The sequence below is a fragment of the Roseivivax jejudonensis genome, assembly GCF_900172265.1.
Taxonomy (GTDB): domain Bacteria; phylum Pseudomonadota; class Alphaproteobacteria; order Rhodobacterales; family Rhodobacteraceae; genus Roseivivax; species Roseivivax jejudonensis.
Map to the genome: position 1 here is coordinate 64,968 of NZ_FWFK01000006.1, position 25,483 is coordinate 90,450.

General features: G+C 71.2%; 21 protein-coding genes. 11 read left to right on the forward strand and 10 right to left on the reverse strand.

All coding sequences use genetic code 11. The annotated features are described in order from the left end of the window. Positions 1-125 precede the first annotated feature (125 nt). The 10 genes from ROJ8625_RS15845 (at position 126) to ROJ8625_RS15890 (ending at position 12,320) form a co-directional block, all read left to right on the forward strand. Positions 126-545 carry an acyl-CoA thioesterase gene (locus ROJ8625_RS15845; RefSeq protein ID WP_085792901.1) on the forward strand — a complete coding sequence of 140 codons (420 nt, stop codon included), beginning with the start codon at positions 126-128 and terminating at the stop codon, positions 543-545. After that, positions 542-940: a RidA family protein gene (locus ROJ8625_RS15850; RefSeq protein WP_085792902.1), complete on the forward strand. Its 399-nt coding sequence runs from the start codon at positions 542-544 to the stop codon at positions 938-940. The genes ROJ8625_RS15845 and ROJ8625_RS15850 overlap by 4 nt, the downstream gene beginning before the upstream one ends. Positions 941-1,309: 369 nt before the next feature. Then, entirely contained in the window at positions 1,310-1,780 is a 471-nt protein-coding gene (locus tag ROJ8625_RS15855; RefSeq protein WP_085792903.1) for a (2Fe-2S)-binding protein, read from the forward strand. A 14-nt stretch (positions 1,781-1,794) separates the two neighbouring features. Beyond that, on the forward strand, positions 1,795-4,086 hold the full coding sequence (locus ROJ8625_RS15860) for a xanthine dehydrogenase family protein molybdopterin-binding subunit (RefSeq protein ID WP_085792904.1): 2,292 nt from the start codon (positions 1,795-1,797) through the stop codon (positions 4,084-4,086). 157 nt (positions 4,087-4,243) lie between these two features. Continuing rightward, on the forward strand, positions 4,244-6,469 hold the full coding sequence (locus ROJ8625_RS15865; protein WP_085792905.1) for a xanthine dehydrogenase family protein molybdopterin-binding subunit: 2,226 nt from the start codon (positions 4,244-4,246) through the stop codon (positions 6,467-6,469). Further along, entirely contained in the window at positions 6,462-7,370 is a 909-nt protein-coding gene (locus ROJ8625_RS15870) for an EamA family transporter (RefSeq protein ID WP_085792906.1), read from the forward strand. Before ROJ8625_RS15865 ends, ROJ8625_RS15870 begins: the two co-directional genes overlap by 8 nt. A gap of 302 nt (positions 7,371-7,672) precedes the next feature. Next, positions 7,673-8,713, forward strand: coding sequence for a Bug family tripartite tricarboxylate transporter substrate binding protein (locus ROJ8625_RS15875; protein WP_085792907.1), 1,041 nt, complete (start codon positions 7,673-7,675; stop codon positions 8,711-8,713). Positions 8,714-8,800: 87 nt separating this feature from the next. Beyond that, on the forward strand, positions 8,801-10,306 hold the full coding sequence (locus ROJ8625_RS15880; RefSeq protein ID WP_085792908.1) for a tripartite tricarboxylate transporter permease: 1,506 nt from the start codon (positions 8,801-8,803) through the stop codon (positions 10,304-10,306). Continuing rightward, positions 10,303-10,881, forward strand: a complete 579-nt coding sequence (locus tag ROJ8625_RS15885) for a tripartite tricarboxylate transporter TctB family protein (protein ID WP_085792909.1) — start codon at positions 10,303-10,305, stop codon at positions 10,879-10,881. Before ROJ8625_RS15880 ends, ROJ8625_RS15885 begins: the two co-directional genes overlap by 4 nt. A gap of 146 nt (positions 10,882-11,027) precedes the next feature. Beyond that, the gene (locus tag ROJ8625_RS15890; RefSeq protein ID WP_085792910.1) at positions 11,028-12,320 is read left to right on the forward strand and encodes an amidase; all 1,293 of its coding nucleotides are present in this window, start codon (positions 11,028-11,030) and stop codon (positions 12,318-12,320) included. On the opposite strand, the gene ROJ8625_RS15895 is transcribed toward ROJ8625_RS15890, so the two are convergent. The 8 genes from ROJ8625_RS15895 to ROJ8625_RS15930 all read right to left on the reverse strand — a co-directional run bounded on the left by ROJ8625_RS15895 (position 12,310) and on the right by ROJ8625_RS15930 (position 20,793). Further along, the gene (locus ROJ8625_RS15895; protein ID WP_085792911.1) at positions 12,310-14,142 is read right to left on the reverse strand and encodes a TRAP transporter permease; all 1,833 of its coding nucleotides are present in this window, start codon (positions 14,140-14,142) and stop codon (positions 12,310-12,312) included. The genes ROJ8625_RS15890 and ROJ8625_RS15895 overlap by 11 nt on opposite strands. Further along, positions 14,139-15,101, reverse strand: a complete 963-nt coding sequence (locus tag ROJ8625_RS15900; protein WP_085792912.1) for a TAXI family TRAP transporter solute-binding subunit — start codon at positions 15,099-15,101, stop codon at positions 14,139-14,141. Before ROJ8625_RS15900 ends, ROJ8625_RS15895 begins: the two co-directional genes overlap by 4 nt. Positions 15,102-15,184: 83 nt before the next feature. Beyond that, positions 15,185-16,477 carry a TRAP transporter large permease gene (locus ROJ8625_RS15905; protein ID WP_085792913.1) on the reverse strand — a complete coding sequence of 431 codons (1,293 nt, stop codon included), beginning with the start codon at positions 16,475-16,477 and terminating at the stop codon, positions 15,185-15,187. Further along, entirely contained in the window at positions 16,474-16,986 is a 513-nt protein-coding gene (locus ROJ8625_RS15910; RefSeq protein WP_085792914.1) for a TRAP transporter small permease, read from the reverse strand. Before ROJ8625_RS15910 ends, ROJ8625_RS15905 begins: the two co-directional genes overlap by 4 nt. Beyond that, the gene (locus ROJ8625_RS15915) at positions 16,983-18,002 is read right to left on the reverse strand and encodes a TRAP transporter substrate-binding protein (RefSeq protein ID WP_085792915.1); all 1,020 of its coding nucleotides are present in this window, start codon (positions 18,000-18,002) and stop codon (positions 16,983-16,985) included. The genes ROJ8625_RS15910 and ROJ8625_RS15915 overlap by 4 nt, the downstream gene beginning before the upstream one ends. A 106-nt stretch (positions 18,003-18,108) precedes the next feature. Then, positions 18,109-19,386: an FAD-dependent monooxygenase gene (locus tag ROJ8625_RS15920; RefSeq protein ID WP_085792916.1), complete on the reverse strand. Its 1,278-nt coding sequence runs from the start codon at positions 19,384-19,386 to the stop codon at positions 18,109-18,111. Further along, positions 19,383-19,808 (reverse strand): VOC family protein, encoded by a 426-nt coding sequence (locus ROJ8625_RS15925; RefSeq protein WP_085792917.1) that lies wholly within the window; start codon positions 19,806-19,808, stop codon positions 19,383-19,385. The genes ROJ8625_RS15920 and ROJ8625_RS15925 overlap by 4 nt, the downstream gene beginning before the upstream one ends. 19 nt (positions 19,809-19,827) lie before the next feature. Continuing rightward, complete coding sequence (locus ROJ8625_RS15930; protein WP_159456783.1) at positions 19,828-20,793, reverse strand: alpha/beta hydrolase; 966 nt, start codon at positions 20,791-20,793, stop codon at positions 19,828-19,830. A gap of 62 nt (positions 20,794-20,855) precedes the next feature. On the opposite strand from ROJ8625_RS15930, the gene ROJ8625_RS15935 reads away from it, so the two are divergent. Beyond that, positions 20,856-21,788, forward strand: a complete 933-nt coding sequence (locus ROJ8625_RS15935; protein WP_085792919.1) for a LysR family transcriptional regulator — start codon at positions 20,856-20,858, stop codon at positions 21,786-21,788. Positions 21,789-21,938: 150 nt separating this feature from the next. On the opposite strand, the gene ROJ8625_RS15940 is transcribed toward ROJ8625_RS15935, so the two are convergent. Together ROJ8625_RS15940 and ROJ8625_RS15945 are read right to left on the reverse strand one after the other, a co-directional pair. Continuing rightward, complete coding sequence (locus ROJ8625_RS15940; RefSeq protein ID WP_085792920.1) at positions 21,939-22,235, reverse strand: SH3 domain-containing protein; 297 nt, start codon at positions 22,233-22,235, stop codon at positions 21,939-21,941. A gap of 141 nt (positions 22,236-22,376) precedes the next feature. Next, on the reverse strand, positions 22,377-25,481 hold the full coding sequence (locus tag ROJ8625_RS15945; protein ID WP_085792921.1) for an efflux RND transporter permease subunit: 3,105 nt from the start codon (positions 25,479-25,481) through the stop codon (positions 22,377-22,379). Positions 25,482-25,483: the final 2 nt, after the last annotated feature.

Consider the following 25,483-nt stretch of genomic DNA (forward strand, 5'->3'; position numbering starts at 1 on the left):
TAAAACTTTATGCTTGAAGTTTTTGTCGCACTGGCCGATGCTGCCGGGCGACGAGAGCGGGCCGGGGCACGTGCCGCGCGGCAAACGGAGGGCGCGATGCGGTCACGCGGCCAGGCAGGGGCGGGATGAGCGTCTTTTCCCATCAGAACGCGGTGATGTTCCAGCACTGCGATCCCGCCGGGATCGTGTTCTATCCCCGATATTTCGAGATGATCAACGCGGTGGTCGAGACGTTCTTCGACCGCGCGGTGGGCTGGTCCTTCGCGCAGATGCATTCGGTCGAGCGGGTGGGCGTGCCGATGGGCCGGATCGCGGTGGACTTCCACGCGGCCTCGCGGCTGGGCGACGTGCTCGACTGGACGCTGGAGGTGACGCGGCTCGGCGGGGCGAGCTGCGATCTGGAGATCCGCGGCGCCTGCGGGCGCGAGGCGCGGCTGACGGTGACCGGCACGCTGGTGCTCGTCGATCTCGACCGGATGACATCCCTGCGCTGGCCGCGCGAGCGGCGGGCCAATCTGCAACGCTACATGGAGGGCGCGGCGTGAGCACCATCACCATCCATCCCGAGGGCTGGACGCCCGCCAAGGGCTACGCCAACGGCATCGTGGCCGAGGGGCGGATGCTGTTCGTCGGCGGCCAGATCGGCTGGACCGCCGAGCAGAGGTTCGAGACGCACGACTTCATCGGGCAGATGCAGCAGGCGCTGGCCAACATCGCCGACGTGGTGCGCGCGGCGGGCGGCGAGGTCACCGACATCGTGCGGCTGACCTGGTACGTGACCGACAAGCGCGAATACCTCGCGCGGCAGAAGGAGATCGGCGCCGCCTACCGCGAGGTGATGGGCTACCACTTTCCCGCCATGACGATGGTCGTGGTCAGCGCCCTCGTCGAGGACGAGGCGCTGGTCGAGATCGAGGCGACGGCCGTCCTGAACGACTGAGCCGGGCCGCGCCGCCGGCGACGTGGCGCCGCCGGGTGCGTGGCGTCGTGGCGCGGATGCTGGCGGGGCGTTCCGGTATCGCGCCGCGACCGTCCCGACGCGGGTGCGCAGCCCCGTGCCCGCGGCGTTTGCCCGTCCCTTGCCCGGTGGCGAGCTCTCCGCACGCGTTCCTCTGACCGGAACGGCGTTCCCGCAAGAGTTGCCAGCGCGGTCGTCCGGGCCGTAGCTTGAGCCCATCCCGCCGAACTGGAGGAGACTTTGGATCGGATGTGACGCCTCGTGCGCCACGTCCGCACCTGTCGGGCTGTGCGCGTGGAGGAGCACGCCGAACCGGACCGACCGAGGCGGGACCATGCCAGGGAGGACCACATGACCAAGCAGACATTCGAGATCACCGTGGACGGCGAGACCCGATCGGTCATCGCCGAGCCGGACATGCCGCTGCTCTATGCGCTGCGCGGCGCGCTGGAGAAGAAGGGCCCGAAATTCGGCTGCGGGCTCGCGCAGTGCGGCGCGTGCACGGTGCTGCTCGACGGCGAGCCGATCCGGTCGTGCGTGACGCCGATCGACAGCGTGTCCGGCGAGGTGCGCACGCTGGACGGGCTGGCCACCGACGGAACGCCGCACCCGGTGCAGGCCGCCTTTATCGAGGAAGAGGCGCCGCAATGCGGCTACTGCACCAACGGCTGGATGATGTATGCCGTCGCGATGCTGGAGAAGAACCCCGACGTGTCGGACCAGGAGATCCGGGACAATTTCGCCGGGCTGAAGTGCCGCTGCGGGACGCACATGGCGATCCTGCGAGCCACCAAGGCCGCCGCCGACGCGATGAAGGCCTGAGGGGAGGACACGTCATGAACGAGATCGTCAAGGACCGCGCAGGCCTGACCCGCCGGGGTCTCCTGCAATCGGGCGGCGCGCTGGTCGTCGCGTTTTCCGTGCCCGCGGGGCTCGCCGGGACGGCCGGGCCGGCCGCGGCGCGCGAGCCGCACCGGCCGCTCGACCCCGCTGCGCTGGACAGCTGGATCGCCGTCGGCGAGGACGGCCGCGTGACCATCTACTGGGGCAAGATGGACATGGGGCAGGGCACCGATACCGGCATCGCCATCATGGCCGCCGAGGAGCTCGACGTGGATGTCGACGTGGTGGACATCGTCGCCGGCGATACCGCGCTCTGCGTCGACCAGGGCGGCGCGTCGTCGTCGTCGGGCGTGCAGCGCTCGGGCGTCGCGATCCGCCATGCCGCGGCCGAGGCCCGGCGCCTTCTGCTGGAGTTGGCGGCCGAGGAACTGGAGGTGCCGGCGGCGGATCTGCGCGTGGAGAACGGCACCGTCGTCGCCGCGAGCGACGCGTCGAAATCGGTGAGCTACGGCGAGCTGGTCGGCGGGCAGCTGTTTTCCCACAAGCTCGACTGGAACGGCCGGCTGGGCAATTCTCTCGAACTTGCCGGCACGGCGCAGCCGAAGGATCCGTCCGAATACCGCCTCGTCGGCACGCACATCCCGCGCAAGGACGTGCCGGGCAAGGTGATGGCGACGATGGACTTCGCGCATCACCTCGTGGTGCCGGGGATGCTGCACGGGCGCACGGTGCGCCCGCCGGTCGCGGGGGCGGTCCCCGAGGCGATCGACGACAGCTCCATCGCCGACACCGGCGCGCAGGTCGTGTGGAAAGGCAACTTCGTCGGCGTCGTGGCAGAGGATGAGTGGGACGCGATCCGCGCCGCGCGCGACCTCGCGGTCACCTGGTCCGAGCCGGGGCCGCAGCTTCAGACCGACACCGGCGGCGTGCACGACTTCATCCGCCGGGCCGAGATCAAGTCGGAGGAGCACACCACCGACGACGGCGATTTCGATGGCGCGCTGGCGGGCGCGGCGACGGTCGTGGAGGCCGAGTACGAGTATCCCTTCCAGAGCCACGCGCGGATGGCGCCGGCCTTCGGGCTGGTCGACGTGCGCGACGGCGGCGCGACGATCTGGACCGACAGCCAGAAGCCGCACTCGGTGCGCCCGGGCGTCGCCGACGTGCTGGGCCTGCCGATCGAGAACGTGCGCGCGATCTGGATGCCGGGGCCGGGCTCCTACGGCCGGTCGGACGCCGACGACGGCGCCATCGACGCCGCGGTCATGTCGGCCGAGGTGGGTCGGCCGGTCCGGGTCCAGTGGATGCGCAACGAGGGCATCGCGTGGGATCCCAAGGGGGTCGCGTCGGTATCGACGGGCCGCGCCGCGATCGACGCGGACGGCAATGTCGTGGGCTATCACTACGGCATCAAGGGCTTCTCGCGGCAGAACATGCGCTCGCGCGGGGACGAGGCGGGATCGGTGCTCGCCGGTCACCTGCTGGGGCGTGAGCCGCACAACGCCTATGCCGCACGCTCGCCCGAGCAGAGCTATGCCTTCGACGCGATGCGCTACACCGAGCAGGTGATCGACCCGCTGCTGAAGGTCGCCTCGCCGCTGCGGACGGCGCATTTCCGCGACCCGATGGGCATGGAGGTGCATTTCGGGCAGGAGAGCTTCATCGACGAGGTGGCCGAGGCGGCGGGCGCCGACCCGGTGGCGTTCCGGCTGAAGCACCTGACCGAGCCGCGCGACCGCGCGGTGGTGGAGCTCGCGGCCGAGAAGGCGAACTGGCAGTCGCGCGTCGGGCCGAACCCCGACCCCGGCGACGGGGCCGTGCGGCGCGGGCGCGGCATCGCCTACGCGCAGCGCAACGGCGCGGTGAACGCGCTGGTGGCCGAGGTCGAGGTCAACCTGGAGACCGGCGAGGTCTACGTGCCGCGCTTCATCCTCGCGTCGGATCACGGGCAGATCATCAACCGCAAGTCGATGCGCACGACGCTCGAGGGCAACCTCATCATGGCGCTGAGCCGCACGCTGTTCGAGGAGGTCGAGTTCGACCCCGAGATGGTGCGGTCGGAGGACTGGGCGACCTACCCGATCCTCGAGATGGCGCAGGTGCCGCAGGCGATCGACATCCACATGATCGACCGGACCGACATCGGCCCGCGCGGCGCCGGCGAGGCCTCGACGCGGATCGTGCCGGGCGCGGTGGCCAACGCGGTCTACGACGCGACCGGCATCCGCATCCGCAAGCTGCCGCTGACCAATGCCGGCGTGCGGGCCCAGTTGACCGGCGCCTGAGCGCCGGGGACGGACGGGCCGGGCGCCGTGCGCGCCCGGGCGGACATGCGGCGGCGGGTCGGGGGATCCGCCGCCGTTCTCGCATGCGGAACAACGTTCTATTCATTTGCGTCCTGGGCTGCGCTACGTCTGGCGTAAGCCGAAGGGAGGGTGCGCCATGACGGAGTGGACGGGCCGGGTCGAGGACCGGCGGCTTTTGACCGGGGCGGGGCGCTACGCGGCCGACGCTCTGGATCGCGGAACCTTGCATCTCGCGTTTCTGCGCGCGCCGGTCGCGGGCGCGCGGATCACCGGGCTGGACGTGGCCGAGGCGGCGGCGATGCCGGGCGTGGCGGCGGTGCTTACGGCAGCGGACCTCGCGGCGGACGGGATCGGGCCGATCGCGCACGAGGCGCTGGCGCGCGACGACGGCGGGCCGGCGGTGGACCGGCCGCAGCCGATCCTCGCGGGAGACGAGATCGGCTATGCCGGGCAGGCGGTGGCGGCGGTCGTCGCCGAGACGCGGGAGGCGGCGCAGGACGCGGCCGAGGCGATCGTGCTCGATACCGAGGACATCGATCCGCCGTCGGGCGTCGCGTTCCTGCGCCGGCACGGGTCGGCCGAGGACACCGAGGCGGCGCTGGCGCGCGCGGCGCATCGCGCGACGATCGAGATCGAGGTGCCGCGGGTCACCGCCTTTGCGCTGGAGCCGCGGGCGGCGATCGCGTGGCCGCAGGACGACGGCCGGATGCTCTATCGCACGAGCACGCAGAACCCGTTCGCGGTGCGCGGCCAGCTGGCGGCGCAGCTGAACTGGGCGCCGGAGCGGCTGCACGTGGTGGCCGAGGACGTCGGCGGATCGTTCGGGCTCAAGGGCTTCATGGCGCCGGAGGACGCGGTGCTGTGCTGGGCGGCGGACCGGCTGGGCCGGGCGATCGCGTGGCTGCCGGGCCGCAGTGAGACGATGCTGGGCGACGCGCAAGGGCGGGGCGCGCATGGCCGCGTGACCGTGGGGCTGGGCGCGGACCTCGAGATCCTCGCGATCGAGGCGGCGTTCGAGATCGACGCAGGGGCCTACCCGGGGCGGCGGGCCTACGGGGTGATGAACAACATCAACGGGCTGACCGGCATGTACCGCGTGCCGGTCCTGTCGGTGGAGATCGCCGGGATGCTGAGTGCGCGGCCGCCGCTCGCGCCGTTCCGCGGCAACGGCCGGCCCGAGGCGACGCACGCGATCGAGCGCGCGCTCGACGCGGTGGCGCGCGCCGCCGGCGCCGACCCGGTGGAGATCCGGGCGCGCAACCTGATCGGCGCGGACGAGATGCCGGTGACCACGGCGCTCGGCGCGACGATCGATTGCGGCGACTTCGCGCGGGTGATGGCGGCGGCGCGGGCGCTGAACGGCGATCCCGCGCCGCGCCGCGCGGCGGCGGAGGCGCGCGGGCGGCTCTACGGCGTGGGGCTGGCCAATTGCATCGAGAGCGCGGGCGGCCCGATGCGCCAGCCCAAGCCCGACTGCGCGCGGCTCGACGTCGACGCGGACGGCCGGGTGACGGTCGCGCCCGGCGTGATGTCGGTGGGGCAGGGGCACGAGACCGGGCTGGGCGCGATGGTGGCCGCGCGGCTCGGCATCGACCGGTCGCGGATCGACTATCGCCACGGCGACACCGAGGCGGTGCGCTTCGGGCGCGGCTCTGGCGGGTCGTCCGGCCTGACGGTCGCGGGATCGGCGCTGGCGGTCGCGCTCGACGCGCTGATCGCCGACGGCGCGGCGCGGGCGGCCGACATGCTGGGCTGCGACGCCGGCGACGTGAGCTTTCGCGACGGCGCGTTCCACCGCGACGGCAGCAACGAATCGGTCGACCTGGGCCGGATCGCGGCCGAGGCGGGCGGCTGGCGGATCGAGGAGACCTTCACCCCCGATGCCGCGACATTCCCGAACGGCACGCATCTGTGCGAGGTGGAAATCGACCCCGAGACCGGGCGCACCGAGGTCGTGCGCTACGCCGCGGTCGAGGACGTGGGCACGGTGATGAACCCGGTCCTCGTCGAGGGGCAGCTGCACGGCGGCATCGCGCAGGGGCTGTCGCTCGGCCTGGGCGAGCGGATCGTGCACGACGCGGACGGCCAGCTCCTGACCGGATCGCTGATGGATTACGCGATGCTGCGGGCGTCCGACCTGCCGGGGCTGCGGCTCGGGACGGAGGAGGTGCCGACGGCGCTGAACCCGCTCGGGGTCAAGGGCGTGGGCGAGGCCGGCGCGGTCGGCGCGACGGCGGCGCTCGCCTCTGCGGTGAGCGACGCGCTGGCCCGCGCGGGCGTCACCGATTTCGACCTGCCGGCGAGCCCCTGCCGCGTGTGGGAGGCGCTGGCCGCGGCGGGCCGGGACGTGCCGGATGCTTGACGGGCCGGCCCTCGGGCAGCTTCTCGCGCTCGGGTCGGCCACGTCGTTCGCGGTGGCCAACAACATGATCTCGCGCACCACGCGGTCGGGCGGGGACAAGGGCGTGATGTTCTCGGTCCTCGTGACGATGGGGATCTCGGGGCTTCTGTGGCTGGCGCTGGAGGCCGGGCGCACCGGGCTGGGCGCGGGCGGGAGCGCGCGCATCGGCCTTGCGTGGTTCGCGTTCGCGGGGCTGATGGCGATGGTGTTCGGGCGCACGCTCGTCTTCGCGTCGATCCGCACGCTGGGCGTTGCGCGGTCGACGGCGGTGAAGCGGCTCAATCCGTTCTTCTCGGTCCTGCTCGCGGCGCTGATCCTGGGCGAGGTGGTGACCGGCACGGACATCGCCGGGATGGCGGCGATCGCCGTGTCCTTCGCGATCCTGATCCGCGAGAGCTTTGCCCGCGGCACGCGCGTCAAGGCGCCGCCGCCGGCGGCATACCTGCTGGGCGTCGCGGCGGCGTTGGCCTACGCGGTGTCCTACATCGCGCGCAAGCTGGGGCTGGAGACGCTGCCGACGCCGGCTTTCGGCACGTTCGTCAGCGCGGTCAGCGGCTTTGCCGTGTTCAGCGCGCTGGCCCTGGTGCTGCCCAGGCACAGGGCGAACTTCCGCCAGATGTTCGCGCATCTCGACCGCTGGATCGTCTTCGGCGCGGTGTTCGTGTCGGGCGGGCAGATCCTGCTGTTCGCCGCGCTCAACTACGAGAGCGTATCGACGGTGGTGATGATCGCGTCTCTCGAGATCTTCATCTCGATCCTGCTGTCGGTGCTGGTGTTCCGCAGCGAGGCGCGGCCCGGGCCGCCGGTCCTGGCGGCCGCGGGGCTCGCGACGCTGGGCGTGGTGCTGGTGGCGGCGTCGTGACGACGGCGTCGCGGGGCGCGGCGCGCGAAAAATTCGCGGGCTCATAAACGAATTCTGTTCCGTCATATGGACCGGCGTCCCATTGACCGGCAAAGATTTCCTTGCGTAGGCTCTTTGTCACGACGGAGGGTTCGTGCCGTGGGTCTGCGGGCCGCGCGGCCGGAAAAGACCGGCGGCCGGCCGAGGAGGCGCCCGGCCGCGACGCTCCGCACGTGCCCCGCGCCGGTGAACCGCCGGGCCGGGGAAGACCGGCCGGGGCACGCGCGTGGCCGGGCCGAACGGTTCACAGGGAGGAAAGAGACATGAGAAGAACGTTTCTGAAGGGAGCCGCCGCCGCGCTGATGGCGACGACGATGCTCGGCACCGCCGGCACCGCCGTGGCGCAGGAGGACGCCGAGAGCTTCTACGACGGCAAGTCGATTCGCTGGATCGTGCCCTACAACCCGGGCGGCGGTTACGACGAGTACAGCCGCGTGCTGGCGCCCTACTTCGAGAAGTATTCGGGCGCGCGCGTCGACATCGTGAACCTGCCCGGCTCGGGCGGGATGCGCGGCGCGGTCGAGATCTTCAACTCGCCCGCGGACGGCCTGACCGTCGGCATCATCAACGGCTCGGCGATGGTGACCAACCAGCTCGCGGACATAGAGGGCGCGGATTACCGCGTCGGCGAATACAGCTATCTCGGCCGCATCGTCGCCGACCGCCGCGTGTTCGTGGCCGGCACCGCCAGCGGCATCGAGAGCTTCGAGCAGCTGCAGTCGGACGGCGAGACCGCCGTGGTGGGCGCGACCGGCCTCGGCGGGTCGACCTACGTGGACGCGGTGATCGTCGGCGACGTGTTCGGCATGGACCAGAACGTCGTCCACGGCTTCAACTCGTCGGGCGACATCCGCACCGCGATGCTGCGCGGCGACGTCACCGCGATGTGGGGTTCGATCGGCTCCGCCATCGAGGGCGTCGAGGCGGGCGATCACAAGATCATCCTGCACGGCGAGCGCGAACCGGCCGGCATGCTCGAGGGCATCCCGTCGGTCTGGGACCTGGCCGCCGAGGCCGAGGACAGCGAGCGCGCGACCGCCGTTCTGGAGGCCTGGGACGCGCTGTCGGCCGTGGGCCGTCCTGTCGCGGGACCGCCGGGCATCCCGGAGGACCGGCTCGACTTCCTGCAATCGGCGTTCGAGCAGGCGATGAACGATCCCGAGTTCGTCGCCGATGCCGAGGCCGCGTCGCGCGACCTGTCCTACGCGTCGGGTGACGACATGAACGGCATCGCCCGTGCGGCGACCGAGCTTCCCGAGGATATCGAGCAGCTCTTCGTCAGCGCGATCCGCGGCGAAATCTGACCTCGGCCTCAGGGCGACCACATCCCGCCGCCGGACTGGCGGCGGGATCCCCGTTTTCCGGCGAGCTTCGCTGACACAGGACACCCCATGGGCATCATCGAAGGAATGGCGAGCGGCTTTTCGCAGTCGATCAGCTTCGCCGTTTTCCCCTACCTTTTCGTCGGGTCGCTGTTCGGCCTCATCATCGGCGTGATCCCGGGCCTCTCCGGGCACTTCGCGATGGCGATGGCGGTGACCTTTCTCTACACGATGGAACCGAGCGCCGGCATCGCGTTCCTGCTGGGCGCGCACGCCACGGTGGCGCAGGGCGGGGGCCTGACGGCGATCCTGTTCTCGACCCCCGGCACCGGCCAGAACGCCGCGACGCTGCTCGACGGGCCACCGATGCGCGACAAGGGGCAGGCGGGCCTCGCCGTCGGCGCGGCGATGGCGTCGTGCTTTCTCGGCGCGACGTTCGGCGCGGTGGTCCTGGCGATCCTGATCCCGATCCTGCGCGAGGTGGTGCTGTTCTTCGGCCCGCCCGAGGTCTTCGTGCTGGCCTTCCTGGCGCTGACCTTCGTCGCGGTTCTCGGCAAGGAGGACATGACCCGCAGCCTGATCGCGGCGATGCTGGGTCTGCTGCTGGCGATGATCGGCGTCGACAACGTGACCAACACCGCGCGGTTCACCTTCGGGTCCGAGCGGCTGGCCGACGGCCTGAGCCTCGTGCCGGTGATCCTCGGCCTCTTCGCCGTGGCCGAGATGATCGACCTGTGGGTGCGCGGCGGATCGCTGGCCAAGGAGATGCCCAAGGCGCTGTCGGCCAGGGAGACGCAGAAGCAGATCTTCCAGGGCATCGGGCTGGCCTTCAAGCACTGGTGGCTGGTGATGCGCTGCTCGGCGATCGGCACCGCGATGGGCCTGATCCCGGGCCTCGGCTCGGCGCCCGCGGCGTTCGTCGCCTACGGCCACGCCAAGCAGTCGTCGAAGGACAAGGACAGCTTCGGGTCGGGCAACGTGAAGGGCGTGATCGGCCCCGAGGCCGCGAACGACGCCGTGGAGGGCGGCGCGCTGGCCTCCACGCTGGCCTTCGGCATCCCCGGGTCGTCGTCGATGGCGATCCTTCTGTCGGGCCTGTTCATCCTCGGGCTCGAGACCGGGCCGAAGATGCTCAACAGCCAGGTGGACCTCGTGTTCATCATGATCTTCACGATCATCCTGGGGAACCTGATCGGCACCGTGTTCGGCATGTTCCTGGTGAACCCGCTCAGCCGCGCGACCTCGATCCGCGCGGGCGTGATGGTGCCGCTCCTGACCGTCGTGATCGTCACCGGCGCGTTCGCCGGCGACCGGGCGGTGTTCGACATCGGCGTGGCGATCGTGTTCGGCATCCTCGGCTACGCGATGAAGGTGCTGAACTACTCGCGCGCGGCGCTCCTGATCGGGTTCGTCCTCGGCTTCGCGGTGGAGAAGAACCTCTATCTCGCGCTGCTGCTCGACGGGCCGTACTTCATCCTGCAGCCGATCCCGCTGGGACTGACGGTCGTGACCGTGGTGTTCCTCGGCTTCAACATCTGGACCATCTACCGTGACCGAAAGAGGTTCGTGGCATGACCGACGCGACCGATCCCGAAGCGACCCGCGGGAGCGCCGACAGCGCGCCCGCGACCCAGACCGGCCACGCGCCGGATGACGACCGCCGCGCCAACATGCTCTCGCTCGAGATCGTGTTCCTGGCCTTCGTCGGCATCGTCATCCTGATCGCGTTCTTCGAGGCGCTGACCTACCAGCTCGTGTCCTCGCGCACGCCGCTCGTCATCATGGTGCCGCTCGTGGCGCTGATCGCGGTGCAGGCGCGGCGGATCTGGGTGCGGCGCGAAGATTCCGACCTGCGCGGGCGCATCGGAATGGCGCTGGCCGGCCGGGCGACGGAACTCAACAAGGTGCTCGCCTTCTGCGGCTGGATGATCGGGCTTCTCGTGTCGATCGTGGCCGTCGGCCACTACGTCGGCATGTTCGGCTTCTGCGTCGCGCTGATGCGCGGGGTGGCGCGCGAGAGCTGGATGCTGACGCTGCTGGTGTCGGCGGCGACGGTGCTGGCGATCTTCCTGATCTTCGAGGTCGGCTTCAACGTGGAGCTCTATCGCGGTCTCTTCTTCCGCTACCTGATGGGCTACCGCGACTTCTGATCCCGCTTAAACGGGCCCGATGCAGGGGCGCGCCGGTCAGCGGCGCGCCCCGGTTTGCGTTGGCGTTGAGGGGACATGATCGCTGGCGGCCGGGGCGGGAATGGGTCAGCGTTGCCGCAGACGGATCGCGCGACGGGGAGCCTTCGGTGCCGGAGCCTGCCTCTCTTCTGGATCTCGGTGCGGCGGATCTTCGGGATCGGCTCGCGGATGGTGCGCTGTCGGCGCGCGCGGTGGTGACCGCGTGCTGCGAGCGCATCGCGTCCCGCGACGGCGCGGTGGGGGCGTGGGCCTGGATCGACCCGGAGCGGGCGCTGGCGGCGGCCGAGCGGCTCGATGCACGGTTCGCGAGGTCGGGGCCCGTGGGGCCGCTGCACGGGCTGCCGGTGGGGCTGAAGGACATCATCGACACCGCCGGGATCCCGACCGAGAACGGCTGTGCGCGCGACCGCGGCCGGGTGCCCGAGCGGGACGCGGCTCTGGTGACGCGCCTGACGGCGGCGGGCGCGATCGTGCTGGGCAAGACGGTCACCACCGAACTGGCGTTTCTCGAGCCGGCGCGGACCCGCAACCCGCGGAACCTGCGGCACACGCCGGGCGGGTCGTCCTCGGGGTCGGCGGCGGCGGTGGCGGACGGGATGGTGCCGCTGGCCGTGGGCACGCAGACGGGCGGGTCGCTGCTGCGGCCGGCGGCGTATTGCGGGGTCACCGGATTCAAGCCGAGCTTCGGTGCGATCCCGCGCGCGGGGGTGCTCACGCTGGCGCCGGGTCTCGATACCGCGGGAACGATGGCGCGGGACCCGGCCGGGGCGGCGCTGCTGGCCGGGGTGCTGGGCGCGCCGGTCGGGGGCGACGCGGGGCCGCGCGGCCGGGCGCCGACATTCGCGTTCGTCACGATGCCCGGCTGGGAGGCGGCGGATCCGGCGCTGCACCGCGCCTTCGCCGATCTGCGCAAGCGGCTCGGGGCGCGGGTGGTCGCGGCCGAACTGCCCGCGGCGTTCGCGCGGGCGCCAGAGGCCGCGCGGGACATCGCGCTGACGCAGATGGCGCGGTCCTGCAGCCGCTACATGACGGACGGGGGCCGGGGGCTCTCGGCGCGGACGCGGGGCGCGCTCGAAGCCGGCGCGCGGGTGCCGGAGGCGGCCTGTCGCGCGGCGGTCGAGGTGCAGGCGGCGCTGGGGCCTGCGCTCGCCCCGATCTTCGCGCGCTGCGATGCGATCCTGTGCGCCGCGGCGCCGGGCCCGGCGCCCGAGGGGCTTCACGACACCGGCGACGCGGCGTTCACGACGCCGTGGACGCTGGCCGGGACGCCGGCGATCACGCTGCCGCTCCTGTCGGCGCCGAACGGCCTGCCGATGGGCGTGCAGCTCGTCGGGCCGGTGGGCGGCGATGCCCGGCTGCTGCGCGCCGCGGCATGGCTGTGGGCGGCGCTCAGAGGATGACCGGCCAGAGGATCAGCGCCAGCCCGAGGGCCGCCGCGACGCCGCGCAGCGCCGGCGGCAGCGGGCCGCGGACCCACCCGGCGAGCGCCACGGTCACGCCGACGATGCCGCAGAGGGTCAAGAGGATCGACAACGCCGTCTGTCCCGCCCCGCCGGCGAGCAGCAGCGCCGGGTTGTAGGCGAAGGCGAAGGGCAGGACGAAGGCCGGCCAGCCGAAGCGCAGCGCCGCCAGCGCGGTGCGCATGGGACCCGCCCCGCTCAGCGTCGCGGCGGCAAAGGCGGCGATGGCCACCGGCGGCGAGATCATCGACATCATGCCGAAGTAGAGCACGAAGAGATGCGCCGCGACGGGCTCGATCCCGAGGCGGGTGAGGGCCGGGGCGACGAGCGAGGCCAACAGGACGTAGACCGCGATGGTCGGCATCCCCATGCCGAGGACGATGGAGACCGCCGCGGCGAGGACCAGAAGGCCGAGGGCCTCGTCCCGCGCGAAGGTCACGAGGTAGGAGGTCAGGCCGAAGCTGAGCCCGGTCTCGTTCAGCACGCCGATGACGATGCCGGCGGCGGCGGTGATGACGACGATCTGCGCGAAGCTGGGGCCGCCGGAGGCGATGGCGCCGAGAAGCCTGTCGGGGCGCAGGCCGCGGCGCCCCTCGGGCAGGACGAGGCTGACCCCGAGAAGGATCGCGCAGGCGACAAGCCCGGCGGTCGCCGGCTGGTAGTTCAGCGAGAACAGCGCCCAGACCAGCGCGACGAAGGGCACGACGAAGATCCAGCCGCGGCGCAGCACGGCGCCGGCCCGCGGGCGGTCGGCGGCGGGCATCCCGGCGATGCCCTCGCGCGCCGCGGTCAGGTCGGCCTGCAGGAACAGCGCGACGTAGTAGAAGGCGGCCGGCACCAGCGCGGCGAGAACGACCTGCGAATAGGGGATGTTGAGGAACTCGGCCATCAGGAAGGCGGCCGCGCCCATGACCGGCGGCGTGAGCTGCCCGCCGGTGGAGGCGACGGCCTCGATCCCGCCGGCGTGCTCGGCCCGGAAGCCCGATCTGCGCATCAGCGGGATGGTGATGACCCCGGTGGTGGCGACGTTCGACACCGCGCTGCCCGAGATCGAGCCGAAGAGGGCGGAGGCCGCGACCGAGATCTTGGCCGCGCCGCCGCGGAAGCCACCCATGACGGCCGCGGCGAGATCGGTGAAAAAGGCCGCGCCGCCGAGGTGATCGAGCAGCCGGCCGAACGCCACGAAGACCACGACGACGGTCGCGGCGATGGCGAGAGGCGTGCCGAGGATGCCGCCGGTGTCGAGCGCGAGCTGCGAGGCCAGCCGCTCGGGCGAGATCGGCAGCGCCTGGAACTGGCCGGGCAGGGCCGCGCCCCAGATGCCGTAGGCGCCGAAGACCACCACGACGATGGTCAGCGGCCAGCCGGCCACGCGGTAGAGCGCGAGAAGAAGCGTGACCAGCACGGCGACCGACACCCGGAGCGCGTCGCCGGGATCGATCGCGGCCGCGAGCGACAGGTCGGGATAGTAGAGCGCGAGCCATGCGCCGCCCGCAAGCGCGATGGCGGCCAGCGCCACGTCGACGACGCGGCCGAGCGCCGGGGGCAGGGACCGCAGCGGCTGGGTCAGGAAGACGTAGGCCATCGCCAGACCGAGGACCGCCGCGAGGAACTGCTCGGTATAGATGCTGAGGCGCAGCATCCGGTGCAGGCCGGCGGCCCACGCGACGGCGATGCCGACCATCGCGACCGCGAGCACGTCGGCGGCCGGGCGGAGGCCCGGGCGGGCCTCCGCGGCGTTATCGGTGTCGGAGGGGGTCACTCGACGAGCCCGACCTCGCGGAAGAAGCGCAGGGCGCCGGGATGATACATCGCGCCCTCGACCTGCAGGGCCATGTCCTCGGGGTCGAAGCGGCGGAACGAGCCGTGCGACTCGGACAGCGCCTCCTTGTTCTCGTAGAGCGCCTTGACCACGGAATAGACGGTGTCCTCGTCGGCGTCGGCATGCGTCAGGAGCGCGTACTGGTAGCCGATGAGGTCCACGGGTTCGGTGATCTCGGGCAGGCGATCGACGGGCTCGACGCGCCCGACATAGCTGCCGGGCAGCGCCTCCGCGACGGCCGCCGCGGCCTCTTCCCCCTCGATCACGCTGATGAAGCGGACCGGCACCTGCGCCGCCGTCTGGCGCACGACGCCCGAGCCGGGCGCGAGCATCACGCCGGCCACCGTGCCCTGCGCGAGCAGGTTCGCGCCCTCGACGAAGTTCGGCACCGGCACGCCGTCGAGATCGTCCGCGCTGAGGCCGGCGGCGTCGAGCACGGCCTCCTGCATCACGCCGACGAGGCGTTGGCGCGCGTAGTCGACCGGGAAGGGACGGCCGCGCAGATCGTCCAGCGAGGTGATGTCGCTGTCGGCGGCGACCATGATGCCGACCTCGAAGGGCTGCAGCATCGCCGCGACGCGCACGTCGGGATTGGCGTTGCCCTCGAAATTGCCGGTGCCCTGCGTGGCGAACACGGCCTCGAAGGTGTTGGAGGTGGAGAAGTCGATCTCGCCGCGATTGAGCGCCGGGATGAATACCGACGAGCCGCCCTGGCCCACGGCGCGCATGCTGACGTCGGTGTTCTCGGACACCACCTGCGCGACGCCGGCGGCGATCGAATAGCCGAGCGAGCCCTGCGGCAGCGTGCCGATGGCCACCGGCCCCGATTGCGCCGAGACAGAGACTGTTCCGAGCGCCGCGAAGAGCGCCGCCAGTGCGCCTCTCTTCAATCCGATCATGGTCTTACTCCTCTGTTGGTGCGCGGTCCGCGCCGTGGGCCCCCGGAACCGCGCTTGTGTGCAGGGGACATGCAGCGCGCCGGTCACATCATGGTGGCCGGCAGCATCAGCGCGATCGCCGGAAACGCCAAGAGCAGGATGAGGCGCACGAGGTCGGCGATCACGAAGGGCCCGACGCCGCGGTAGACCTGCGACAGCGCGACGTCCGGCGCGACGGCGCGCAGGACGAAGAGGTTCATGCCCACGGGCGGGGTGATGAGCGAGATCTCGATCGCCACCACGACGACGATGCCGAACCAGATCGGATCGACGCCGAGCGCGGAGACCACCGGGAAGAACACCGGCACCGTCAGGAGCATCATCGAGATGCTCTCGAGCAGGCAGCCCAGAAGCAGGTAGATCAGCATGATGAGGCACACGACCGTCATCACCTGCAGGTCGAGCGACAGGATCCAGTCCGAAAGGAGGTCGGGCAGGCGGCCGAGATTGATGAGATTGGCGAAGATCAGCGCCCCGATCAGCACGCCGAAGAGCACGCCGGTGGTGCGCGCGCTGTCGATCAGGACGGTGACGAAGCCCGAGACCGTCAGCGTCCGGCGCGCGAGCGCGATCACGAAGGCGCCGGCCGCGCCGATGCCGGCGGCCTCGGTCGCGGCGAAGGCGCCCACGTAGAGCCCGCCGAGCACGAAGGTGAAGAGCGCGATCGTCGGCCACACCTTCACCAGCCGGCGGCGCTTTTCTGCGCGGTCCACCACGTCGCCGGACGGGCCGTGGCCCGGGTTGCGCCGGGTGACGAGCCAGACCGCGCCGAGATAGCACAGCATGCCGAGGAGCCCCGGCAGCACGCCGGCGAGGAACAGCTGTTCGATCGATTGCGAGGTGATGATGCCGTAGAGGATCAGCGCGGCGGAGGGCGGGATCAGGATTCCGAGCGTGCCGCCGGCGGCGATCGAGCCGGCGGCGAAGCCCGGATCGTACCGGAACTTGCGCATCGCCGGCAGCGCGACGCGCGTCATGGTGGCCGCCGTGGCCAGCGACGAGCCGCTGACGGCCGAAAAGCCGGTGCAGGCCACGATGGTCGCCGCCGCGAGCCCGCCCCGGCGGTGCCCGATATAGGCGTTGGCCGCGCCGAACAGGTCGTCGGCCAGCCGCGCCGACGCGATCAGGTTGCCCATCAGCACGAAGAGCGGGATCACCGTCAGCTCGTATTGCTGCACGGTGGCGACGAGGGTCTGCGCCGCGATGCTGAGCGCGGGTTCGAGCCCGATCAGGGCAGACGTGCCGGCCACGCCGACCGCCATCATCGAGAATCCGACCGGAAATCCCGCGAGCAGCAGGATCAGAAGGATGCCGAACCCGAGGAGCGCCGCGGTCATTCGGCGCCTTCACCGGGTTCGAGGATGAACGTGGCGGCGAACACCACCGACAGCAGCGCCGACAGCGCCGCGAGGACGCCCATCGCCGCGAGGAACGGCCAGGTCTGCAGGCCGAGCGTGAGGGTCGTGTAGCCGACCGAGGCCTCGAACGCCGCGACCTTGAAGAGCCGCCACGCGATCACCGCCAGCACCACGCCGGAGAACACGCGGATCGCCGCCTCGTGCCAGCGCTGCGCCCGGGGCGGCAGGCGGTTGCTGAGAAGATCGAGCCGGATGTGCCGCCCGTCCCGCGCGAGGATCGGGAAGGTCGCGAAGACGAGGAATCCCAGCGCCAGTTCGGTGATCTCGAACGCACCGCCGAGCGGCGCGTTGAAGAGATACCGGCCCGACACGTCGAGAAAGGTGAGCGCCATCATCGCGAAGAGGGCCAGCGCGACGAGTCGCATCAGGCCCCATTCCAGCGCGAAGACCGCGCCGGACAGGCGTCGCGGGAGGGGCGTGGCGCTCATCCCTCCTCCTCGATCTGGGCGCGCAGGAAGGACAGCGCGGCGGCGCCGTCGACGCCGATGGTCTGCGCCTCTTCGAGATACGCCGCTTCGCTGGGCGCGATCACGGCCTCCTGCATGGCCGCGAGGTAGTCGCCCGACGCCTCGACGACCGCCACGTCGTTCTCGGCCATCTGCTCCATCGCGATGCGGCTTTCGTCGTCCCAGTTGGCGCCGGCCGTCCGGGCGAGGCTTTCGCCGGCGAGCTCCTCGATCGCGGCCTTGTCGGCGTCCGAGAGCGCGGTCCACTTGTCCTCGTTCATCACCACGTAGAAGGTCGCGGCGTAAATCCCGCGGGGCGTTTCGGTGGCGTTGGTCACGAAGGGCTGGAGCCGGAAATCCTTGTAGCTCGAATGGTCGATGAACGCGGCATCGACGATCTTCTTTTCCAGCATCTCGCGCACCTGCGGGCCCGGACGCTGGACCGGCACGGCGCCGAGCCGCTCGACCAGCGCGCAGGAATTTCGCACGCCGCAGAACACCTTGGCGCCGTCCCAGTCCTCCATCGACGCGAAGGCGCGGGAGTGGCTCCAGACCGCGCCGGGTCGGGCGGCGAAGACGGCCAGCACCTTGGTCCCGGCGTATTCGTTGGCCTCTTCGAAGTATTCCGCGTGGGTCCGCCACAGCGCCACCGACAGGGGCTCGGCGTCGCGGGCGAGGAACGGCAGTTCGCCGATGAGCGAGGCGCGGAAGCGGCCCGGCGTGTGGCCGTGGACCGCCAGCGCGAAGTCCACCGCGCCGCTGGCGACGGCATCGATCTGGCGCGGCGGCGGCACGAGGCTCGCGGCGGTGTAGGAGATGTCCACCCGGCCCTCCGTGGCCTCGCGCACGGCGTCGAACCACGGCATCAGCGTGCGCGCGTTGACCGGATGCTGGTCGGGCAGCCAACGGTGGAAGGTGTAGTCCTCGGCCTGGGCGGCGGTGGCCCCCAGAAGGGTGCCGGCCGCCAGCAGTGCCGACCAGAATCGCTTCGTCATCATGGGTGGTCTCTCCTGTTGCTGTGCGGATGGCTCTGCGGGGCGTCGATCGCCTCCCGGCTCCGCATCGGTTGATCCCTGAACGGGCGCATCCCCCGGGCGGCGCGGGTCACGAGGCCCGGCGCTCCAGCTGGTCCTTGGCGTAGCCCGCGAGCTTGGCGTAGGCGTGCACGATCTCGCGGCGTTCCTCGACGGGGATGTCCTCGGGTGCCACGCCGTCGCGGCGCATGCGCTCCTCGACCACGTCGATGACGCGCTCGGGCCCGCCCTTGCGGTTGGTCAGGACCACCTCGTAGACCCGTTCGCGCCGCGCCTCCTCGTAGACCCGGAGCGCCTGGACCGGGTCGGGCGCGTGGCTGAGCGCCTCGGCGAGGGCGCGCGCGTCGAGCGCCGCCTGCGCCGAGCCGTTGCCGCCGAAGGGATACATCGGGTGCGCCGCGTCGCCCAGGAGCGTGACGCGCCCAAAGCTCCATGCCTCCAGCGGGTCGCGGTCGCTCATCGGGTATTCGAGGATGTCGCCGGTGGCCGCCACCAGGGCCGACACGTCGAGGTCGGGCAGGTCGAAGGACCGCACGGCGGCGAGGCACTGGTCGCGGTCGGCCCGGTTCTGCCAGTCCTGCGTGCCCTCCCAGGCGGCGCCGTCCTCGGCCATGCGGTGCACGAGCACCCAATTGGTCAGGCGGGTGTCGGGGCTCTCTCCGGCGCCGATGGGAAAGAGCACCAGGCGGGTGTCGATGTCGCCGGCGATGACGAAGCTGCGGCCGTCGCCGAAGGCGGGCCAGTCGGCCGTGCCGCGCCACATGATGCGCCCGCTCCAGCGGGGGCGGCCCTCGTCGCGGTAGAGCCTTGCGCGGAGCGCGGAGTGGATCCCGTCGGCGCCGATCAGGACCTGGCCCTCCACGGTGTAACGGCTGCCGTCGCGGGCCTCGAAGGTCGCGATGACGCACTCCTCGCGCTCCTCGTAGCCGACGAACTTGCGGTCGCAGTGGACGTGGCCCGGGCGGCGCGCCTCGTAGGCGCGGTGGAGCACCCCCTGCAGCCGGCCGCGGTGGATCGACACCTGCGGATAGGGCAGGCCGGCCGCCCGCCCGCGCGGTTCGTCCCACGCGGTCGCCCCGGATTTCGTGCGGTAATACAGGTGGTCGGGCGCGATGCCGGCGGCCTCGATATCGTCGAGAAGCCCGATCTCGGCCCAGGTGGCGATCGCCTGCGGCATCAGGTTGATGCCGACGCCGAGCTCGTTGATCGCGGCGGAGCGTTCGAAGACCTCGGCCGGGATGCCGTGACGTTCGAGAAAGAGCGCGGCGGTCAGGCCGCCGATGCCGCCGCCGATGACGATGGCGTCGGTGACGAGGTCGGGCGTGTCGGTCTGGTGTGCATGCGTCATTGGGACTCTCCCTCGGTCCGGCGGCTGTCGGTGCCGAGCCAGCCGTGGTGCGAGATGTCGAAGACGATGCCGTCGGGATCCTTGAACTTGCGCTCGAAGTTGCCTTTGCGCGTGTCGCCGAGATCGAAGTAGAAGGTGCCGCCCGAGGACTCGATCACCTCGCGCATGGCGTCGATGTCGTCGACCTGCACGCCGAAATGATCGGTGCCGGCGGTGTCGGCGGCGCCCTCGGACGCGGCGCCCTCCTGTCCGTAGTAGTTCAGCAGGGCGAGGTTGATGACGCCGTCGCTGAGGTAGACCGCGGCGCCGATGGGTATTTCTTCGCGCCCGACCCGTTCGAAGCCGAAGACGCTTTCGTAGAAGGTCGCGGAGGCCTCGAGGTCCTTGACGCGCAGGGCGATGTGTCGAAGGCGGGGTTTCATCGGTGCCTCTCCGTTCTGGCTAGGGATGCGTCGGGCCGGGGCCCGGCGCCGGGCCGCCGACCGGTGGCAGATCGGCGGCGGAATGGGGCATGGTGAGCAGCTTGGTCAGCCAGAAGCCGACGTCGCTGTCGTGGCTGCCGAGCTGGTCGGCCACCTCGAAATGGTTGGCCCCGGCGACCTCGACGCAGGCGGCGAGCTTGCCCTCGCCCGCGAGCGCGGCGGCAAAGGCGCGGGACTGGCGGACGAACTCGGGCGACTCGCGGCTGCCGAAGATCAGGTGCAGCGGCACACGGGTCTGGGCGACGCGGCGGATCGGGCTGAGCCGCTCGGCCTCGGCCGGGGTCAGGTCGATGTAGCTGCGCCGCGTGCTGAGCAGGACCGGGTAGAGGTCGTAGGGCCCGCTGATGCACAGCACCGCGCGCAACGCCGACACCGGCAGCGCCGGGCCGAAATCGTGCGAGGCCACCAGCGCCGCCATGTGCGCGCCGGAGGAATGGCCCGACACCACGATGCCCTCGGCGCGTCCGCTGGCCACGTAGGTCTGGTAGGTCCAGACCATCGCCGCGACGATCTGGTCGAAGACCTCGGGCATGCGCTGGTCCGGCAGGCGGCCGAACTCGGGAACGACGAACGGCACGTCGAGGCGGCGCATCGCCGGGGCGATGAAGCTGCAATCCTCCTTGGACTGGCGCTGCCACGCGCCCCCGTGGAGATGCAGGTGGACGATCGGGCCGGCGGCGTCGAAGACGTCGAGCCGCTCGCAGTCGCGGGGGCCATAGGCATGTTCGGCATAGCCGTGACCTGGGTCGCGGCAGGCGGCGCCGTCGCGTGTCCAGCCGTCGATCAGGCTTTGCATGTTGGGGGCCCAGAGGGCCTGCGTGTAGGCGCGGTCCAGCTCTTCCTGGCTGTAGTCGAGGTAGACAGACCCCGATCGTCGTTCGGCAGACCCCTGCACGCGCACCCCCTTGCGGTAGACTTCGGTCAAGTAAGACCGGCCGGGGCGCGCTTGCATATTGCATTGTGAGGCCGAAGGCATAACATTTTGTAATGCTTCTGAACCATCGCGAGCTGCGCGTCTTCCTGTCCATCACGCATGCGGGGTCGATCAACGCCGCGGCGGAGGTGATGGGCATGACCCAGCCGGCGCTGAGCCGGTCGCTGCGCCGGCTGGAAGCCACGCTCGGCGCGGCTCTGTTCGAGCGTCATCCCCACGGCATGACGCTCACGCCGTTCGGCGAGACCCTGCGCCGGCACGCGGAGATGGTCGAGTTCGAGACCTCGCGCGTGGTCGAGGAGATCCGGATGCTCAACGGCGCGGCCTCGGGCTTCGTGCGCGTGGGCCTCGTGCCGAGCGCGGTGTCGACGCTGTTGCAGCCGACGCTGGCGGCGGTGAACGCCAAGGCGCCGCAGATCCAGGTGCAGGTGATCGAGGGCGCGGGTGATGCGATGCTCGCCGCCGTCGCGACCGGGTCGGTCGATTTCGCGCTGATCGGCAGCATCACCGCCGACATCGCGCCGGACGTGTCGGTCACGCCCATCGGAACGGAGGAGGTCTGCGTCGCCGCGCGGCCCGGGCATCCGCTGTTCCGGCTCGAGGCGCCCACGCTCGAAGACCTGACGCGCTATCGCTGGGTCCTGCCGGAGAAGGGCAACGCGATCTGGGTGGGCTTCGACGGCCTGTTCCGCCGCAACGGGCTCGAACCGCCGCGGCCGGTGGTGGCGACGAACTCGATCCACACGATCAAGTCGATCGTCTGCGCGGAGGATTACCTGACGATGATGACCCGGGTGATCTTTGCGCCCGAGGAGGCGCGGGATCTGATCCGCCCGGTGCCGCTTCCGCAGGCGCACTGGCACCGCGAGATCGTGCTGGCCCGCCGCTACCGCCCGCAGGTGATGCCGGCGGAAAAGCTGTTCCTCGACGAGCTGATGCGCGAGGCGCGGCATTTCGGCGAGGCGGCGGCGGCGATGCCGGGCTAGCCGGTTTCCGTCATGGGGCCCTGGGTGACGGCGCGGCGCACGAGCTGTGTGCCCGAGGTCGAGGTCGGACAGGCCGCCGGGCCGGTCGGGTCCCGGGCGCGCGACGGGGCGCCCGGTGTGCTTCGCCCGCGGCGCCCGCCGCCCGGGAGGTCAGCGCAGGTAGGCGCTGGAAACGTAGCCCTCGAGCGTGGGTGCGGTTTCCATCGCGACGCGGCACCAGCGCGTGGTGTCGACCATCGTGCAGTCGCGCACGCGGACGTTCGTGCCGTTTGGAAGGCCGGCCAGCACCATCTGGTCGATCCCCGGGCCCGCGCGCAGCTTGAGCATGTCCTCGCCCTCGACGCCGGCCACTGTCATCGTGTTCTGGTCACCCGCCACGGTCGGCACCGTGCTCGCGCAGCCCTGTGCGAGCCCGAGCGCCAGGAGGATCGCTAGCAGTCTTGTCATTGTCGGTTCCCGTTCGTTGTCCTGCTTCGATTCGGTCCGGGCGGGGCCGCCCCGCGGCGGCGGGCCCGGACCGGCCCGCCCTTTCCTTAACGAGGAAGCGGTGACCGGATCCAGCCCCTCGCCGGCGGGACGCCATCGCGGTCAGGTCGCGTCGGCGGCGAGAAGTTCGGTTTCGAGCTTCTGCTCCTCCGCCGCCCGGGGCGGCGAGAACCGCGCGAGGAGGAAATACGCGACGGGCGTGAGGTAGAGCGTCGAGACGGTGGCGAGCCCGAGCCCGCCGACGATGACCCAGCCGAGCGCCTCGCGCGCCTCGGCGCCGGCGCCGGTCGACAGGATCAGCGGCACGCCCCCAAGCACCGTGGAGACCATGGTCATCATCACCGGGCGCAGCCGGACGGTGGACGCCTCGAGGATCGCGCTGCCCACGTCCTGCCCGCGATCGCGCAGCTGGTTGGCGAACTCGACGATCAGGATCCCGTTCTTGGCCATGATCCCCACCAGCATCACGAGGCCGATCTGCGAGTAGACGTTGAGGCTGAGCCCGGTGAAGCGCAGCGCGAAGGCCGCGCAGGCCAGCCCGATCGGGACCGTGACCATGATGACGATTGCGGAGACGAAGCTTTCGAACTGCGCCGACAGGACGAGCAGGACCACCACGATCGCGAAGCCGAATGTGATGAGCAGGCCGCCCGAGGTCTGGTCGAGCTCGGCGGCCTCGGCCAGCGGCACGATGCGGTTCTGCTCGGCGAGGATGTCCCCGGCGAGGCGCTCGACCTCGGCGAGGGCGGTTCCGAGCGCCAGCTCGGGCGTCAGGCCGGCCGAGATCTCGACCGATCGATTCTGGTCTTCGCGGTCGAGCTCCGGGGCCACCGCGCGTTCCTCGAGGCGCACGAAGCTCGCCATCGGGACCATCTGCCCGTCGCCGGTCTGCACGAAGATGTTTTCGAGGTCGCCGGGGTCGTTGACCGGGGTGGCGGTGGAGAGCATCTGCACGTCGTAGCTGGTGTCGTCCAGGAAGACCGACCCGACGGAGCGGCCGTCGAGCACGGCGCGCAGCGCGTCGCCGAGGCCGGTGATGTTGATGCCGAGGTCGGAGGCGCGCGAGCGGTCGATCTCGATGAAAAGCTGCGGCTGCGTCGTTTCGTATTCGAGCCGGACCTGTCCCATCGCGGGGTTCTCCTGCATCCGCGCGACGAGCCGTTCGGCCACGTCCGAGAGCTGCGCGTAGCTGTCGCCGGTGACGGCGAATGTCAGGCCGCGCCCGGCGCCGCGGATCCCCAGAGAGTTCGGCTGGATCGCGAAGGCGCGCACGCCGATGACGCCGCGGAGCTTGCCGTTGATCTCGCCCACGATCTCCTGCTGGCTGCGCTCGCGCTGGTCCCATTGCGACAGCGAGAACACCATGAAGCCGCGGTTCTCGGCGCCGAAGCCGGTGATCGAGAAGACGTTGGTGATCTCTCCGCTCTCGCGCAGGGGCTGCACGAGGGTCTCGATCTCGCGCATTTTCGACGTCGTGTAGTCGAGCGACACGCCCTGCGGGGCGGTGATGCTGAGAAGCGCGACGGCGCGGTCCTCGGAGGGGGTGAGCTCCTGCCGGATGCCGCCGGCGACGAAGACGGCGGTGAGCGCGAAGAGCGCGGCCACGAGCACGACCACGAACGGCATCGCCAGCGCCACGCGCAGCGTCGCCGCGTAGCCCGCGGACAGCCGGTTGCCGAGCCAGATCAGCGGCCCGCGCGGATCGGTGTCGGGTGGGCGGCGCAGGAGCTTGCTCGCCAGAACGGGGCAGAGGGACAGCGCCACGATCGAGGACAGGAGAACCGCCATCGCCAGCGTGAACCCGAATTCGCGGAACAGCCCGCCGGCCTGTCCGGGCAGGAACGACAAGGGCACGAAGACCGCCGCGAGCGTCGCCGTGGTGGTGATGACGGCGAAGAAGACCTGCCGGGTGCCGAGCACTGCCGCGGCGCGCGGGCCGATCCCCTCGGACCGGCGGCGCACGATGTTCTCGAGCACGACGATGGCGTCGTCGACGACCATCCCGGTCGCGAGGACGAGCGCCAGAAGGGTCAGGATGTTGACCGAGAAGCCGACGAGGTAGATCGCCGCGAGCGTGCCGATCAGGGCGACCGGCAGCGTGAAGGCGGGGATCAGCGTCGCGCGCACGTCGCGCAGGAACAGGAAGATCACCGCGACGACGATCGCGACGGCGAGGCCCAGCGTCTTCAGCACCTCCTGGATCGAGCCGCGGATGAAGGTCGCGTCGTCGGAGGTGACGAAGATCGACACGTCGTCGGGCAGCGTCTGGTCGAGCTCGGCGACCACGGCGCGCACGTCCTCGGAAATCTCGAGCGTGTTGCTCGTCGCCTGCCGGACGATGCCGATGCCGATGCCGGTCTGGCCGTTGGCGCGCAGCACGGTTTCGTCGGGCTCGGGCCCGAGGGTCACCCGCGCGAGATCGCCGAGGACCACGTCCTCGCTGATCTGGAGCGCCTCGAACGCCTCGGGGGTGGCCACGGTGGCGGTCGTGCGGACGTTGATCGTCTGGCGGTTCCCGGTCAGGCCGCCGGCCGGCGCGTCGTAGGCGACGTTGGCCAGCGCAGAGCGGATGTCGGCGAGCGTCAGGCCGCGGCTGGCCAGTTCGAGCTGGTCGATATCGACCCGGAAGATCGGCTCGCGGTCGCCGTAGATCTGCAGGTCCGCGACGCCCGCGACCGAGATCAGGCGATCCTCGACCCGCTCCTGCACCAGCCGCGTGAGGTCCTGCGGCGAGCGGCCCGGCGAGGTCACGGCGATCCGCATGACCGGCTGCGCGTCGGAATCGGCCTTCACCACCTCGGGCGCCTCGGCGGCCTCGGGCAATTCGTTGGCGATCCGGGCGATGACGTCGCGGGTGTCGGTGGCGGCCACGTCGATATCGACGCTGTCCTCGAATTCCAGCGTGACGCGGCTGCGCCCGAAGCGCGAGTTGGACGAGATGTTGCGCACGCCCGAGACGCGGCCGGCGGCGCCCTCGATCCGTCCGGTCAGCTCCTGGTCGACCGTCTGCGGCGAGGCGCCGGAGAACTCGGTCGTGATCGAGATGACGGGCCGGTCGACGTTGGGCAGCTCGCGGATCTCGACGCCGAAATAGGCCGCGATGCCGGCGATCACGATCAGCGCGCTGAGAACGAAGGCGAGGATCGGCCGCCGCACGAAGAGCGCGATGCCCGAGGCGCCGGCGGCGGAGGGGGGCGCGTCAGACACCG

What these genes read in the sequence shown, in the direction of transcription:
- ROJ8625_RS15865 (WP_085792905.1), top strand. Translation starts at nt 4,244, where the DNA reads ATGACGGAGTGGACGGGCCGGGTCGAGGACCGGCGGCTTTTGACCGGG.
- ROJ8625_RS15875 (WP_085792907.1), top strand. Translation starts at nt 7,673, where the DNA reads ATGAGAAGAACGTTTCTGAAGGGAGCCGCCGCCGCGCTGATGGCGACG.
- ROJ8625_RS15920 (WP_085792916.1), bottom strand. Translation starts at nt 19,386, where the DNA reads ATGACGCATGCACACCAGACCGACACGCCCGACCTCGTCACCGACGCC.
- ROJ8625_RS15900 (WP_085792912.1), bottom strand. Translation starts at nt 15,101, where the DNA reads ATGATCGGATTGAAGAGAGGCGCACTGGCGGCGCTCTTCGCGGCGCTC.
- ROJ8625_RS15880 (WP_085792908.1), top strand. Translation starts at nt 8,801, where the DNA reads ATGGGCATCATCGAAGGAATGGCGAGCGGCTTTTCGCAGTCGATCAGC.
- ROJ8625_RS15885 (WP_085792909.1), top strand. Translation starts at nt 10,303, where the DNA reads ATGACCGACGCGACCGATCCCGAAGCGACCCGCGGGAGCGCCGACAGC.
- ROJ8625_RS15855 (WP_085792903.1), top strand. Translation starts at nt 1,310, where the DNA reads ATGACCAAGCAGACATTCGAGATCACCGTGGACGGCGAGACCCGATCG.
- ROJ8625_RS15925 (WP_085792917.1), bottom strand. Translation starts at nt 19,808, where the DNA reads ATGAAACCCCGCCTTCGACACATCGCCCTGCGCGTCAAGGACCTCGAG.
- ROJ8625_RS15845 (WP_085792901.1), top strand. Translation starts at nt 126, where the DNA reads ATGAGCGTCTTTTCCCATCAGAACGCGGTGATGTTCCAGCACTGCGAT.
- ROJ8625_RS15905 (WP_085792913.1), bottom strand. Translation starts at nt 16,477, where the DNA reads ATGACCGCGGCGCTCCTCGGGTTCGGCATCCTTCTGATCCTGCTGCTC.
- ROJ8625_RS15935 (WP_085792919.1), top strand. Translation starts at nt 20,856, where the DNA reads ATGCTTCTGAACCATCGCGAGCTGCGCGTCTTCCTGTCCATCACGCAT.
- ROJ8625_RS15910 (WP_085792914.1), bottom strand. Translation starts at nt 16,986, where the DNA reads ATGAGCGCCACGCCCCTCCCGCGACGCCTGTCCGGCGCGGTCTTCGCG.
- ROJ8625_RS15870 (WP_085792906.1), top strand. Translation starts at nt 6,462, where the DNA reads ATGCTTGACGGGCCGGCCCTCGGGCAGCTTCTCGCGCTCGGGTCGGCC.
- ROJ8625_RS15915 (WP_085792915.1), bottom strand. Translation starts at nt 18,002, where the DNA reads ATGATGACGAAGCGATTCTGGTCGGCACTGCTGGCGGCCGGCACCCTT.
- ROJ8625_RS15860 (WP_085792904.1), top strand. Translation starts at nt 1,795, where the DNA reads ATGAACGAGATCGTCAAGGACCGCGCAGGCCTGACCCGCCGGGGTCTC.
- ROJ8625_RS15940 (WP_085792920.1), bottom strand. Translation starts at nt 22,235, where the DNA reads ATGACAAGACTGCTAGCGATCCTCCTGGCGCTCGGGCTCGCACAGGGC.